The sequence below is a fragment of the Bradyrhizobium sp. UFLA05-153 genome, assembly GCF_054185185.1.
The window spans coordinates 1-12,672 of sequence record NZ_JBBIAM010000050.1 but is presented as its reverse complement, the minus strand read 5'-3'; the positions used below and the strand labels follow the sequence as shown (position 1 = coordinate 12,672).

Annotated in this window: 14 protein-coding genes; 4 read left to right on the top strand and 10 right to left on the bottom strand. The window is 65.3% G+C overall.

Features of this window, described 5'->3' with window-relative positions; translation table 11 throughout:
• Positions 1-46: 46 nt before the first annotated feature.
• Complete coding sequence (locus Q2941_RS26795) at positions 47-385, bottom strand: phasin family protein (RefSeq protein ID WP_027523022.1); 339 nt, start codon at positions 383-385, stop codon at positions 47-49.
• Between the two features lie 437 nt (positions 386-822).
• Here Q2941_RS26795 and Q2941_RS26790 point away from each other — a divergent pair, with 437 nt between their 5' ends.
• Complete coding sequence (locus Q2941_RS26790; RefSeq protein ID WP_458194226.1) at positions 823-2,640, top strand: serine hydrolase; 1,818 nt, start codon at positions 823-825, stop codon at positions 2,638-2,640.
• 223 nt (positions 2,641-2,863) lie between these two features.
• On the opposite strand, the gene Q2941_RS26785 is transcribed toward Q2941_RS26790, so the two are convergent.
• The 4 genes from Q2941_RS26785 to Q2941_RS26770 form a co-directional block, all read right to left on the bottom strand.
• Entirely contained in the window at positions 2,864-3,589 is a 726-nt protein-coding gene (locus Q2941_RS26785) for a DnaJ domain-containing protein (protein WP_027523024.1), read from the bottom strand.
• A gap of 67 nt (positions 3,590-3,656) precedes the next feature.
• Complete coding sequence (locus Q2941_RS26780) at positions 3,657-4,412, bottom strand: vWA domain-containing protein (protein ID WP_027523025.1); 756 nt, start codon at positions 4,410-4,412, stop codon at positions 3,657-3,659.
• Between the two features lie 131 nt (positions 4,413-4,543).
• On the bottom strand, positions 4,544-5,404 hold the full coding sequence (locus tag Q2941_RS26775; protein WP_027523026.1) for an alpha/beta fold hydrolase: 861 nt from the start codon (positions 5,402-5,404) through the stop codon (positions 4,544-4,546).
• Positions 5,405-5,732: 328 nt separating this feature from the next.
• Positions 5,733-6,656, bottom strand: a complete 924-nt coding sequence (locus Q2941_RS26770) for a division plane positioning ATPase MipZ (protein ID WP_458194225.1) — start codon at positions 6,654-6,656, stop codon at positions 5,733-5,735.
• Between the two features lie 271 nt (positions 6,657-6,927).
• Here Q2941_RS26770 and panC point away from each other — a divergent pair, with 271 nt between their 5' ends.
• Positions 6,928-7,779 (top strand): pantoate--beta-alanine ligase, encoded by an 852-nt coding sequence (gene panC / locus Q2941_RS26765; RefSeq protein WP_458194224.1) that lies wholly within the window; start codon positions 6,928-6,930, stop codon positions 7,777-7,779.
• 78 nt (positions 7,780-7,857) lie between these two features.
• Entirely contained in the window at positions 7,858-8,607 is a 750-nt protein-coding gene (locus Q2941_RS26760) for a hypothetical protein (protein WP_458194223.1), read from the top strand.
• A gap of 7 nt (positions 8,608-8,614) precedes the next feature.
• On the opposite strand, the gene Q2941_RS26755 is transcribed toward Q2941_RS26760, so the two are convergent.
• The 5 genes from Q2941_RS26755 to Q2941_RS26735 form a co-directional block, all read right to left on the bottom strand.
• Positions 8,615-9,055 (bottom strand): DUF1489 family protein, encoded by a 441-nt coding sequence (locus Q2941_RS26755; RefSeq protein ID WP_458194222.1) that lies wholly within the window; start codon positions 9,053-9,055, stop codon positions 8,615-8,617.
• 41 nt (positions 9,056-9,096) lie between these two features.
• On the bottom strand, positions 9,097-10,077 hold the full coding sequence (locus Q2941_RS26750) for a hypothetical protein (protein WP_458194221.1): 981 nt from the start codon (positions 10,075-10,077) through the stop codon (positions 9,097-9,099).
• A gap of 147 nt (positions 10,078-10,224) precedes the next feature.
• Positions 10,225-10,428, bottom strand: a complete 204-nt coding sequence (locus tag Q2941_RS26745; RefSeq protein WP_156944292.1) for a hypothetical protein — start codon at positions 10,426-10,428, stop codon at positions 10,225-10,227.
• A gap of 203 nt (positions 10,429-10,631) precedes the next feature.
• Positions 10,632-11,024 carry a YidB family protein gene (locus Q2941_RS26740; protein ID WP_479684032.1) on the bottom strand — a complete coding sequence of 131 codons (393 nt, stop codon included), beginning with the start codon at positions 11,022-11,024 and terminating at the stop codon, positions 10,632-10,634.
• A gap of 91 nt (positions 11,025-11,115) precedes the next feature.
• Positions 11,116-11,775 carry a glutathione S-transferase family protein gene (locus Q2941_RS26735; protein ID WP_458194219.1) on the bottom strand — a complete coding sequence of 220 codons (660 nt, stop codon included), beginning with the start codon at positions 11,773-11,775 and terminating at the stop codon, positions 11,116-11,118.
• Between the two features lie 125 nt (positions 11,776-11,900).
• On the opposite strand from Q2941_RS26735, the gene Q2941_RS26730 reads away from it, so the two are divergent.
• Positions 11,901-12,599: a DUF599 domain-containing protein gene (locus Q2941_RS26730; protein ID WP_027523035.1), complete on the top strand. Its 699-nt coding sequence runs from the start codon at positions 11,901-11,903 to the stop codon at positions 12,597-12,599.
• Positions 12,600-12,672: the final 73 nt, after the last annotated feature.

The following is a 12,672-nucleotide window of genomic DNA, read 5'->3' as shown; positions in this document are numbered from 1 at the left end:
CGGCTGAACCAGCCGGGCTTTTCCGATTCCAAGACTTGACGAAGAGTTAGTGAGCGGCCGGGGTGAACTTCGAGACGATGGTCTCGACCGGCTTGAACGCCTGCTTGGCGAGGTCGTTGTAGAGGCCGGCGATCTTCTGCGATTCCGCAACGAAGGTCTCGTAGGCGGAGCGCGCGAAATCGGTCTGCGCTTCCAGCGCCTTGTCCAGCGACTTCACGCCGGAAAGCTTCTCAACGAAGGACTTGGTGTCCTCGAACGACTTCTTGGTGTAGTCGCCATAGGCGCTGGCGATCGCCTGGAGGCCGTGCTGCACCGAACTCGCAGAGGCCACGCACTGCTCGAACTGCTCTTTCCCGTAGTTCTGAAAGTCTTCAACCTTGAACATCATGGAATCCTTTTTTCCCTGGCTCTCGTCCGGAAGCCTTAGATTTTTCAAGCCTTGGATATCTCAAGCCTTGGATTTCTCCTTGAGGCCACCTGACGCTGCCCATAATTAGTGCAACGCACAAAAAAGTCAAGAATATTTGTGCGACGCACAATAATACATGCAACTTGAAGTGATTCCGGGCTATCTACGCAAGGGTTCCTTAAGCTTTTGGAAACCGGGCGCCCCTACCCTGATTCCCTGGACGTGTTCAGCTTCCGACAGGCGGTCAAAAGCCGTTTGCGAACATCGCCTTAGCCAGAACAGCGGCTTGAGCTTCGATTGCCGGCGATGAGCGCTGGCGGATTGGCGGTTCAAGCAGGTCATGGTCCCGGATCTGGAGGGCACAATTTTGCCTCACGAGCCGGTGATCAAGTCAGAAACGGGGACGGGGTTTCATGCTTCGTAAGAACTGGTCTTCCTCGCGCTTGGCGCGGGCTGGAGTCTTCGGGCTTCTTACAGTCACCACCGCGGTCATCTTCACCAGCGATGCTGCCGAAGCGCGCCGCCACCGCGGCCGGCACTATGCGCATCATCGCGTGCATCGCGACTCCGGCGAGAGCTACAGCCCGCAATTCGCCTCGATCATCGTCGACGGCAATTCCGGCGCGACGCTGCAAGCGACGAGCCCCGACGGAATTCGTCACCCCGCTTCGCTCACCAAGATCATGACGCTCTATCTGCTGTTCGAGCGTCTGGAGTCCGGCAAGGTCAAGCTCGACACCGAGATGCCGGTGTCCGAACACGCCGCCGATCAGGATCCCACCAAGCTGGGCCTGCGCCCCGGCCAGACCATCCGGGTCGAGGACGCGATCAAGGGCCTCGTCACCCGTTCCGCCAACGACGCCGCAGTCGTCATCGCCGAATATATCGGCGGCACCGAAGACGATTTTGCCAGCATGATGACGCGCAAGGCGCGCGCGCTCGGCATGTCCAGGACGGTCTATCGCAACGCCTCGGGCTTGCCCAACGACGAACAGAACACGACGGCGCGCGACCAGGCCACCCTTGGCCGTGCGATCCAGGATCGCTTCCCACGCTACTACCGCTACTTCTCGACCACGGCCTTCAATTTCCGTGGCCGGACGATCACGGGCCACAATCACCTGCTCGGCAGCGTCGAGGGCGTCGACGGCATCAAGACCGGCTACACCCGCGCCTCCGGCTTCAATCTCGTGAGCTCGATTCACCGCGGCAACCGCTTCCTGGTCGGTGTGGTCCTGGGCGGCCGCAGCGGCGGCTCGCGCGACGCCATCATGCGCAACCTGCTCGCGGAGAACCTCGAGAAGGGCGCGGGCAGCCGCACCGTGGCCGCCATCACCGAGCGCAATGGCGCCGACACCAGCACCGACGTCGCCGACGCCTCCGACACACCGGCGCGAGCGGCACCGCAGGTCCAGGCCTCCGCCCCCGCTCCCGAAGCGCCCGCGCCACGGCCCGCCTCGCGCCTCGCCACGCTTGCCGCCGCCACCGCGGCGATGCCGCCGGCCGCCAAGCCAGAGCCCAAGGCAGTCGAATCCAAGGTCGAACCCGCGCCGCTGACCAATGGCGTGATCTCGAGCCAGCCGCTCTCGATCATTCCGGGCTCGTCCGAGCCGATGAAGCCGGTCAAGGTGAAGACGGTCCAGGTCAAGGCCGGCGCCGTGAAGGTCGCGTCCGCCGCCCCGTCGCAACCGGCCCCGCCGATCACCAACACGATCTCCACCGCGCGCGCCGAAGTCGCGGAAACCTCCGGCGCCGTCGTCGCCAAGGCCGACATCGTCAACAAGCCGGACGTCATCGCCAAGCCTGACGCGGTCCGCAGCGACCTGCCGCCGCAGCCGCCGGGCTTTGGTACCGGCAACGGCATCCTCGGTGTCCTGCCGGCTTCCGGCGCTGCGGCGTCCGCGCCCGCACCTACCGCAAAACTCGCCTCGGTCGAGCCGGCCCCGCAGCCGATCCAGACGAGCGCAACGACCAGGCCGGTCACGCACAGCGGCTGGATCGTTCAGGTCGGAGCGCTGGAGAGCGAGAACGAGGCGCAGCAGCGCATCGAAGCCGCCCGCAGTTCGGCCCGCGGCCTGCTCAGCAAGGCCGATCCCTTCACCGAGGTCGTCGCCAAGGACAATCGCAAGCTGTTCCGCGCCCGCTTTGCCGGCCTGGAGCGCGATCAGGCGGAAGCCGTCTGCCGCACGCTGAAGCGGGCCGAAATCTCCTGCATCACCGTCCGCAACTGACGGCGAGCAAATCGATCCGGTCCGATGCCCGCGCCTCATGCGCGGGCATTATCGTTTCAGGCAGGCACGAAGACCGTCTCGCAACAACCTCTCGTCAACGATTTACGGTTAAGATTTTGCTCAAGGGATCGACCACGCCGATAATGGCGGGCATCGGGGCGACGGCAGACAGAGCAATACGGAGCTGACGCGGTACGGGCGTTTGTAGCGTTGGTTGCCGGAGTTAGCTGTTATGCGTGCGAAGCAGAGTATCCTTGGCCTCGTTTACCCGGGCAGCGAGATACGTCGAGCCCCCCTGGTCGGGATGCAGTTTCTTCATCAGGGTCTTGTGGGCCCGTCCGATCTCGTCGCGCCCCGCTCCCGGCTGCAGGCCAAGGATCTGATAGGCCTCCTCCGCCGTCATTTTGCCGCTCGGCGCCGCGCGGCTCTGCCGCCCTGCCGCATCTCCTTGCGCGTTCTGACGCCAGGCGGGAAACCGGCGGTCCAGATAGCTTTCAAGTAACGCGACGCTCTCGGCATCGAAGGCGGGGCACATCGCAAGCAGCGCGGCGAGATCGAACTCGTCGAGCGAACGCCCGGCGTAAGGCCCGGCGACGATCTCGCCTGCAAGCTGGCCGGACTCGTGGTCCAGCCGCATGTCCAGAAATTGCGAGCGAACGCGCGAGGTCTGCCCGGGCGAGCGCGTCGCGCCACCGAACAGCCCGCCGATATTGCCGAAGCTGGAGTTCGCGAGCGGCGTCCAGCCGAGCAGGCCGGCACCGAAGATGCCGAGCGGGATCGCGACCGCCAATTCGCCCCGCAGCCCCGTGAAGGCCGCGACCGCCAGCGCCACGACCCCGCCGCCGACCTTGATGGCGCGCGCGAGCACCGCCGGATTGGCGGAACGGAACATCTGCAGCAGCAGGTAAAGTGTAACGACGGCGACAGCGCCTGCGATCAGGGTCGGCATGAGCGCAATATAGTCGCCTCGCTCGCAAAAAGCATGCGGCCGGACTTCGTTGTGGACGGCCAGCGCCTCACTTCATCTGCCCGATCAGCTTGGCCGCGCCGCTTGTCGTCTTGGCCAGCCTGAGCAGCGCCTCGCGGCCACCGGCGGCGTAGGCGGCTGCCGCGCGCAGGAGTTCGCGCAGTTGAGCCGCGGCGCCCGGATCGAACCTGCACCAGGCCCCGCCGGTCAGCCGTGCGATCTCGCGAAAGGCCTGCTCGGCCGTCGCATCATGGCCTTCCTGAAACATGAAGACGGGGACCTTGAGCATGCCGAGTTCGCCCGCCTTGGCACAGAGTTCGTCGACCTGCTCCTCCATGGCGTCGCCGACGAAAACCACCGCGCGCACGCCGGAGGATGCCGCTTCGCGCCGCGCCTCCGAAAGCACCCTGCCGATCTGGGTGTCGCCGCCGCGGCAATCGATCTTGCTCATCAGGCTCGCGAGCCTGGTGCTGTCGGAGATCCATCCCGTCGCACGGCACTCGTTGAAGCCGCGGTAGTAGACCAGCCGGATATCGAGGCTGCCGAGCGCCGCCGCCTCGCGGAACATGTCGGCCTGGAGCGCACAGGCCATGTCCCAGGTCGGCTGCCGGCTCATCGTGGCGTCGAGCGCGAAAATCAACCGGCCCTTCGCGCCCGGCGCATGGGGCGACATCGCGCGCGCCTTGGCGACGAAGGCCGCGATGTCGTCGCTGGTGGAGGTCTTGGCCTGCGGCAACTTGCCGTCTTTCTCGGCCCGCGCCGACACGGCATCGCCGCTGCGTGGTTTGGTCGGTTCGCCGGACATCCTGCTCTCACGCTGGACTACACGGCCAATATTTGGCGAGCGCACCATGATCGGTCAATGTGCAAAGGCCTCCGCGGCGGTCAGCAGCGGAGGCCTGGCAGGTCAAAAATTCGGAGGTCGACGGAAAAACGTCAGCTCTTGGCGGGCTTCATCAAAGCGACCGGACCGGGCTCGAGCACCTTGGGCGGCGCGCTGAGGGTATCGACGGGCGCCACTTCGCTGTCGGTGTCGGCCAGGAACTTGTCGAGCATGCCCTGGATCGAGTTCTTCGCGTCATCCGGACCGGTGTCGCGCATATCGTTGTGCTGGAAGTCCGTCTTCACGACGGTGATGCCCGCCTTCTCGCACTCCTCGTCGGTCGGGAGCACACCGGGATCGGTCTTGAACTGTGGATCCTTCGAGCGGAACGACAGGATCTTGAACTTGCCGGCAGTGACGAACGGAACGCGCAGGTTATCGAGGGTCACGACCTTCTTGACCTCGTCCGGATACTGCTTAGCGAAATACATCGAGATGTCGCCGCCCATGGAATGGCCGACCATCGTCACCCTGGCGTAGTCGGCATTGGGCTGGACGGCCTTCATGTCATGCAGCGCCAGATGGATGTTGGCCACGCCGCGCAGGATCTGCGGCAGGCGGCCGACATAGAGTTCGCCCGGCTTGGTCACCATGGGCGGATCGGTCGGCAGGTCATGCTGCGGGCTCATCACGAGATAGCCGCGCATCGCGAAGACGGTGGAGAGGAAGCCGTACTCGGTGTTCTTGACGGTGTTGCCGTGATTGAGGACTGCGACCGGCAGCGTGATCAAGCCAGCGTTCGCCTGCATCTCGCGATCGCGACGAACAGCGATGTCAACCGGCACCGGACGGTTGTCGCGCGAGGCATCGTAGAAGGTGATGGTCTCGTGCTTGATGGCCCACTTGTTCGCCGTGAAATAGGCGATGCCCGCAAGGGCGGTGACCGAAACCAGTACGGCAATTCCACGCTTCATTTTCGTCCTCAGCCTCAGGCTTTTCTGGCCTGAAATCCCAGTTGAAATCGTGTTGCTTGAAGGCTCTTGGGCCCCTTGTCGGTTATTCCTTAATATATGTCACAGCGTCGTGACGGGAAGACCAAAAATTGTGAACCGGCAGCCCTTTCATTGTGCGCTGCACTCGTTTTGTGGGCACGGTATTCCAAGACCACTACGTTAGGTACAATTGTCCTTCAGACGCAACTTGCCTGCGCCGGGTTCAATCGCGATTGCCCTGCCCGGTTCCCGAGGAACCGGCGGCTCGATCGAAAAATCTTGAGTGGAAGTAGCAGCGTACCGCGCCTGGTCAGGCGCCGAGGATGTCGTGAAGCTCGAGCGGCTTGTCGACCTGGCTGAACCATTCGGCGCGGTTGGCGGCGCGGCGTCGTCCGCGCTCGTCGAGCGGCAGCTTGAGCTGGCGGAGCAGGCTCGTCACCTCCTCGCGGGCGGTGACGTGGCCGAGATTGGGCCGCATGCCGAGGGTTGCTTCGTCGATATCGTCGAGGGCTGTCAGGCCACGCGGGAAAAATTCGCGGTAGACGACACGCTCGGCAAAGCCGTCGACATAGCGGAAACCGAGCCGCAGCGACAATTCCTTCAACCCGTCGGCGACGAGCTGCTTGTTGCGTGAGCCCAGCATCGACAGGCGGTTGCGCACGACGATCCAGTCGGTAGTCGAACCATCGAGCTGGCGGCGCTTGCGGCGGGCGTCGCGGACCATCTCGGCATAATGACTCTCGCCGGTCACCGCATAGTTGGCGGGATCGACGGTGCCGAGCACGTCGAAGTCGAGGAAGCTGTCGTTGATCGGGGTGACCAGCGTGTCCGCCATCGAATGCGCGAGCCGCATCAGGTAGCTGTCGGTGCCTGGCGTATCGATGACGATGAAATCGAAGTCGCTCTCGACCGCCGAGACCGCCTCCATGAACTGCAGGAACTCGGAGTTCTCGTTGTCGGCGATCTGCATGGTCTCGCCGAGCTTGATGCAGCGATGCACCGGCAACTCGAGGGCGAGGCCGGTGCGGCGCGCCCAGGCGGAACGGTTGTTGATGTAGCGGGTAAAGCTCTGCTGGCGGCAGTCGAGGTCGATGGTGGCGACGCGCTGGCCGGCCTTGAGTAACGCGACCGCGATATGCAGGGCAGTGGTGGATTTCCCGGAGCCACCCTTCTCATTGCCGAGCACGACAACGTGCGCCGAGCCCAATTGGCCTTGGCTAGCCTGCACAAGCATGTAGGAATCCTCAACGCCCCCAATAATTATCTTCAAGTTGACCGCGTCTGCGGTCAAGTGAAATGCGTGACAGGAAATGCAAATCGCGACGCGCCGTTCTTAATCATGAATCGCGCGCGTGTTTCGCGTCTGTGGTCGAGCCCACATTGTTGCTCACGCGAAACATTCTCTGACTCCTGCAGGTGCATGGCGTCCACCCGTGCCGCTTGTTAAGGTTAGCCCCTGCCCGCGGAACGCCGCATCAGCCGCATCTCCAGAGCCAAGAGTCCAGATGCCACGAAGCCCCCTGATCGCCCGCACGGTCCCTGCCCTGCGGCGCAGCCTCGATGCTCTTCGCAAGCGGAAGGCCACGGTCGCACTGGTGCCGACGATGGGTGCGCTCCATGACGGGCATATGTCGCTGGTGCGCCTCGCCAGGCGACGCGCGAGCCGGGTCGTCGTCTCGATCTTCGTCAATCCCACGCAGTTCGCGCCGACCGAGGATTTCGGCGCCTACCCGCGCACCTGGAACGCCGATATCGCGAAACTTGCGGCGGAGGACGTCGACCTCGTCTGGCACCCCACGGTCGAGGCGATGTATCCGGATGGCTTTGCAACCCGCATCGTGCCGGAGGGACCGGCGCTCGCCGGGCTCGAGGACCGCTTCCGGCCGCATTTCTTCGGCGGCGTCGCCACCGTCGTCGGCAAGCTGTTCACGCAATGCCGCCCGGATGTCGCGATCTTCGGCGAGAAGGACTTTCAGCAGTTGCGGGTGGTGACGCAGATGGCCGGGGATCTCGACCTCGGCGTCAAGGTGGTTGGCTCGCGCACGGTGCGCGAGCGTGATGGGCTCGCGATGTCCTCGCGCAACGTCTATCTGTCGGCCGAGGAGCGCCAGCGCGCCGCAACCCTCTATCGCGCCATGAAGGAGAGCGCCGGGCGGATCCGCGCCGGCGAAGCGATCGGGCCGGTGATGGCCGATGGCGCCCGGATGATCGAAAAGGCCGGCTTTGCGCTCGACTATTTTGAAGCCCGCCATGCCGAGACGCTGGCGCCGGTCACCTCGCGCAAGGACGGGCCGCTGCGCATCCTGGTGGCAGCCCGGCTCGGCACCACCCGCCTGATCGACAATATCGCGGTGTAGGACGCCCAGGTTGCGCTTGCGCGGTCCCTCGCCCGCATGGATGATCGGCGCGAGTACGGAAAGCCGACCGGCAGGGGCATGTCATCCATCCGCACGATCATCGCGAGCTGTGTGCTGGCGCTCGCCGCCAGCGGCGCCGCACAAGCGCAGCAGCGGCCGCCGATCGGCGTGTTCGGCTCGCCGCCCAACGCCATGATCTTCTATGTCGCCCATGGTGCGGCCGGCGCCTGCGGACCGGGCTGCTCGGACTGGATCGCTGCCGAGGGCACCGTGCAGTGGGACAGCTACAAGCGGCTGATCGCGATCCTCGACCGCCAGCAGGGGCGCAAGCTGCCGCTCGTCATCCATAGCTGGGGCGAGTCCGACCTCAATGTCGCGACCAGTCTCGGCCGCATCCTGCGCGACCGCGGCCTTGACGCCACCGCCGGTGCAACCGAGGTCGAAGCCTGCGCCGGCAAGCCGGAGGCCGAATGCTTTGCGCTGAAGCGTCCGGGCGGACCGCTCGACGCCAAGGTGATGGTGCCGGACCCGGCCTGCGACTTCACCTGCCTGCTCGTGCTCGCCGGCGGCGTGCATCGCAGCCTGCCGCAGGGCGCGAAGGTGGTGCTGTCGGGTCGCTTCATCCGCAACCGCGTCGCGCCCAACGTCTCGGCCGAGCAGCGCGAGAGCCTGACGGCGCATTTTGGCGAGCAGTACCGCCGATACCTGCACGACATGGGCGTCGAGCCGGAACTGATCGACATCGTGGACAGTCTTGGCGAAGGCGGGCGCCGGATCGAGATGCCGTCAACCGACTGGGCGCGGCTGCACCTCGTCACGCCGCCGTAGCGGCGGTTCAGAGCAATCCGAGATCGCGCAACTCGCGCCGCATCGGCTCGGGCATCGCCGCGATGGTTCCGGCAGCGGCCTTGCCGAGATCGGGCGGCACGGCATCTTCCGTCAGGTAGCGCCAGCCCTGGAACGGCCGCATCGGCCGCGGCGACACGGAGATCACCTTCGGCTGCATCACGATACGGCAGCGCCCGATGCCGTCCTTGTCGCGGAACGGCTCGATGCCGATGATCTTTTCGCGTGCAGCGATCTCGCCCTTGATCACCCAGTAGAGCGATCCGCCCGCGAGGATCTCGTCACCGCGCTTGGGCACCATGCGGGTGACGTGGACGTGGTGTTGCGGCAGGCCCTTCTTCTTGGCGGCCTGCATCCGTTCGACGATCCACTCCTTCAATTCCTTGACGGAGTCGCAACCGACGGCGAGCTTGATCAGATGTAGTGGCATGCCCCAGCATTAGCGAGCCGGCCGCGCCTTTGAAAGCCGAACTAATTGTTATCCGCAGCCGCGGGAGCCGGAGCCTGCTCGGGCTGAGCCGCCGGCGCAATCTGAACCGGCGCAGACGCAGGTGCGCGCGCGGCCTTCGGCGCAGGCTGCTTCTTCGCAGGTGGCGGCGCGGAGGCCTGGGCCGCGGTGGCCGCCGGCGCGCGCGCAGGCGGTGCGGCCGCAGTTCCCGATGGCGGCGCCGGCCGCGTGGCTGGCTCCGGCGCCATGATGCTGACCGCCGGCGTCGATGCGGCGCTCGGGAACTCCGCGTTGGTCGGCTTGCCGGTCGGCATTGAAGGCGGCAGCGCGGCGACGGCGCCCGGCATCGCCGCCACCGGCGTGTTCCAGTTCGATGCGTAGCGCGCGACCAGCCCCTCATAGAGATGGGCGTCCATATTGGAGGCGATCTGTTGCTGGTCCGTCAGCGAACGGAACGCGGCGCAATCGAATTGCGTGCAGCCGTCGCGGGCGACCAGCACCTGGGCGACGAGGCCGTAGCGGTCGTGCTCGATCGCCCGTCGCAACGCCTTGAGTTCCGGGGGCGGGTTCTTGCCGGCGGCAGCGACATCGCCGAGCGCGGTGAGACGGCTGATCTGGGCCGCGGTGTAGGAGACGGCGGCGGCGGTCGCTTCAGGCGATCCGAACAGCGCCTTCTCGCAGGCCGCCAGAACGGTGTCGCCGGCCAGATCGTCGATGCAGGACAGTGCGGGCAGCGCGGCGGTCGTCACGGGCCTCGCGCGGGTTTCGTTCGCGGGTGCTTCCCTGCCGCTCGGTCCATAGGCGCGAATGGTGGCAGCGCCCGCGATGCCGATCGCGAGCAGCGTGATCACGGTCAGCGCCCCGTTGGCGACCGATCGCTCGGCGCGCAGCAACGTGATCAGCAGGATCAGGCTGAAGAAGCCGGCGGCCGCCAGCGTCAGCCACATCGGAAAGCCCGGCGAGCGCCAGATGTCGTCGAGCGAATTGGCCCATGCCCAGTTCATGCGCGACGTCCCCTCACGCGAGCCGAGATCAAATTCAGTGATGGTAACTGCCCGCGAAGCGACAGCAGCCCGCTCACCATGTTGACTTGAACCGGACGTTTTGACGGCGGGACAACATCCAATTCGTCATCCCACCCTTGCGTAGCATCAGGACAGGGCGAGCTGGCTTTCCTTGGCAACCCGTTCGAAGGCTTCGGTCGAGCTCTTGATCCGATACTGACAATCGTCGCCTTCGGTCGGCAGCAGGCGGATGACCTCGTAGGTACCGCTGGCGGCCGGGCGCGCGATATTGCTGGCCGTGAAAAGGACGCGCGCGCCCACGGGGAATTTGTGCTTCAACACCCTCTCCATCACTCAAACAACGCCTGCCGCGCCCACGTGTCCCGCTGCGGCGGCCGGCCGGAAGCCCGGCGCGGTGTATAGCACGCGGCCGGCCTTCTTGGCCAGCGCTATGCCACTATAGCAAATGTGTGATTTTTGTAATATTTTCAGCACGATAGCGGGCACATGGGCCCACCAATGAGACCCCGGAACCGTAGAACTACGGGCCGACCTCACGAGCCCTGGGGCAGCTTTCCGTCGGGGCTCGCATTATCCACAGCCTTGGGCAGCTCCTGGGCCAGGATCTGGCTGAGCTGGTCGACCGGGATGTTGTAGCGCGCGGCAAGCTGCCTGACCGTGTCGTTGCCGAGCACCTGGCGGAGCTGGTCGGCCGAGATCGGCAGGTTCTGGCCGTTGCCGAGCCACGACTTGACCTGATCGGCGAAGCCCGCCTGCTCGAGCTTGGCGACGATGGCACCCAGGCCGCCCTGGTTGTTGCTGCCGAGCACCTCGTTGAGCACGGCCGGCAACACCGCTGCGCCAAGCTGGCCGAGCGCGCTGCGGAACGCGGGGTTGTTTTCCAGCGCGTCGAAGATTCCCATGGCCAGTCTCCCCTTGCGGCTGATGCGCGTTCTCTTCGTCGATTGAGCGCCGCCCGCCGGCCGGCCGTCAAGCTGCGCCCAATCACATTCCTGTCTGCGCCCGGCCCCGCCTCGCCTACGCGGTTTCGAACTTCTCGATGACCAGCGTTTCGGCGAGCCCGTCGCGCGTCCATTCCTGGAATGCCGGCTGCGCCAGCATGGTGTCCATATAGGCGCGCGTCTGCGGCGTGACCTCGATCGCATAGGTGCGGAAGCGGTGTACCACCGGCGCATACATCGCATCCGCCGCGCCGAAGCGGCCGAACAGGTAGGGCCCGCCCGCGCCATAGCGCTCGCGGCACTGCTGCCAGATCTCCTGCACGCGGGCGACGTTGGCCTGCGCATCCGCCGACAGTGTCACGGGACGCACCGGACGATGCAGGTTCATGCCGCATTCGCTGCGCAGCGCCATGAAGCCGGAATGCATCTCGGCGCACACTGAACGGGCATGTGCGCGCGCCGCGGCGTCATCGGGCCACAGCTTCTTCTCCGGAAAGCGCTCGGCGATGTATTCGATGATGCTGAGCGAATCCCACACCGTGACGTCGCCATCGACCAACACCGGTACCTTGCCGGCGCGGCTGAACGAGATGATGCGCTGCTTGTCTGCGGGATTGTCGGTGTAGAGCGGGATCACGACCTCCTCGAACGGGGTGTCGTTGGCGCGCAGCGCGAGCCATGGCCGCATCGACCATGACGAGTAGTTCTTGTTGCCGATCGCGAGCTTCAGCGCCATGTGACTGGTCCTTCTCAAATGCTGGTCCATCAAGCCGCTGCTTTTAACGCCATCGCGTGCACGCAATCAATCGTTGCCGCGACGGAACATGCATGGCAATCCTGCGCGGCAACGAGAGGATCACAATGAGCGGATACTGGGTCGACATGGCAGCGGTCGGCTTTTTCGTGCTGGAATGGCTGGTCTACGCCGCCACGCTGGAGCACTCGGCCTATGGCCGCGACAGCCTGTCGGCGCGCATGAACCGCTACCGCGAGGTCTGGGTGCGCCGGCTGCTCGACCGCGAGGCGCGCATGGTCGACATGCAGATCATGGCCTCGCTCCAGAACGGCACCGCCTTCTTCGCCTCCACCAGCCTCATCGCGCTCGGCGGCGCGCTGGCGCTGCTGCATGCGACCAACGATGCGCTCGTCATCCTCTCCAAGCTGCCGGTCGATCTCAGCCCCTCGCCCGCACTGTGGGAGCTGAAGTGCGTCGGCCTCGTCCTGATCTGCGTCTACGCCTTCTTCAAGTTCGCCTGGGCTTATCGCCTGTTCAACTATGTCGCGATCCTGTTCGGCGGCATGCCGCCGGCCTCCCAGCGCGGCACACCGGAAGCCGAAGCCCACGTCATCCGCACCTCCCGCCTGTTCGAATCGGCCGGCCGGCACTTCAACCGCGGCCAGCGCGCCTTCTTCTTCGCGCTCGGCTATCTCGGCTGGTTCGTCAGCCCCTGGGTGCTGTTCGTGACCACGGCGGCGGTCGTCATCGTGACGTGGCGGCGGCAGTTCGCATCCAGCGCGTGGGCGGCGATGGCGCCGGAGGAAGCGTCGCCGAAGGGCTAGCACTACTTTGGCAGAATCTATTTGCGCCAGTGTTTTTCAAGGATTTGTTTTCGGCAGTATGGGCACCGCTGAG

Bases quoted from the DNA above. Each gene is read 5' to 3' on its own strand.
- Q2941_RS26785 (WP_027523024.1), bottom strand. From the start codon at position 3,589: ATGCCGACCCTGATCGCAGGCGCTGTCGCCGTCGTTACACTTTACCTG.
- Q2941_RS26750 (WP_458194221.1), bottom strand. From the start codon at position 10,077: ATGAACTGGGCATGGGCCAATTCGCTCGACGACATCTGGCGCTCGCCG.
- Q2941_RS26760 (WP_458194223.1), top strand. From the start codon at position 7,858: ATGTCATCCATCCGCACGATCATCGCGAGCTGTGTGCTGGCGCTCGCC.
- Q2941_RS26790 (WP_458194226.1), top strand. From the start codon at position 823: ATGCTTCGTAAGAACTGGTCTTCCTCGCGCTTGGCGCGGGCTGGAGTC.
- Q2941_RS26775 (WP_027523026.1), bottom strand. From the start codon at position 5,404: ATGAAGCGTGGAATTGCCGTACTGGTTTCGGTCACCGCCCTTGCGGGC.
- Q2941_RS26745 (WP_156944292.1), bottom strand. From the start codon at position 10,428: ATGGAGAGGGTGTTGAAGCACAAATTCCCCGTGGGCGCGCGCGTCCTT.
- panC (WP_458194224.1), top strand. From the start codon at position 6,928: ATGCCACGAAGCCCCCTGATCGCCCGCACGGTCCCTGCCCTGCGGCGC.
- Q2941_RS26735 (WP_458194219.1), bottom strand. From the start codon at position 11,775: ATGGCGCTGAAGCTCGCGATCGGCAACAAGAACTACTCGTCATGGTCG.
- Q2941_RS26770 (WP_458194225.1), bottom strand. From the start codon at position 6,656: ATGCTTGTGCAGGCTAGCCAAGGCCAATTGGGCTCGGCGCACGTTGTC.
- Q2941_RS26795 (WP_027523022.1), bottom strand. From the start codon at position 385: ATGTTCAAGGTTGAAGACTTTCAGAACTACGGGAAAGAGCAGTTCGAG.
- Q2941_RS26780 (WP_027523025.1), bottom strand. From the start codon at position 4,412: ATGTCCGGCGAACCGACCAAACCACGCAGCGGCGATGCCGTGTCGGCG.
- Q2941_RS26730 (WP_027523035.1), top strand. From the start codon at position 11,901: ATGAGCGGATACTGGGTCGACATGGCAGCGGTCGGCTTTTTCGTGCTG.
- Q2941_RS26755 (WP_458194222.1), bottom strand. From the start codon at position 9,055: ATGCCACTACATCTGATCAAGCTCGCCGTCGGTTGCGACTCCGTCAAG.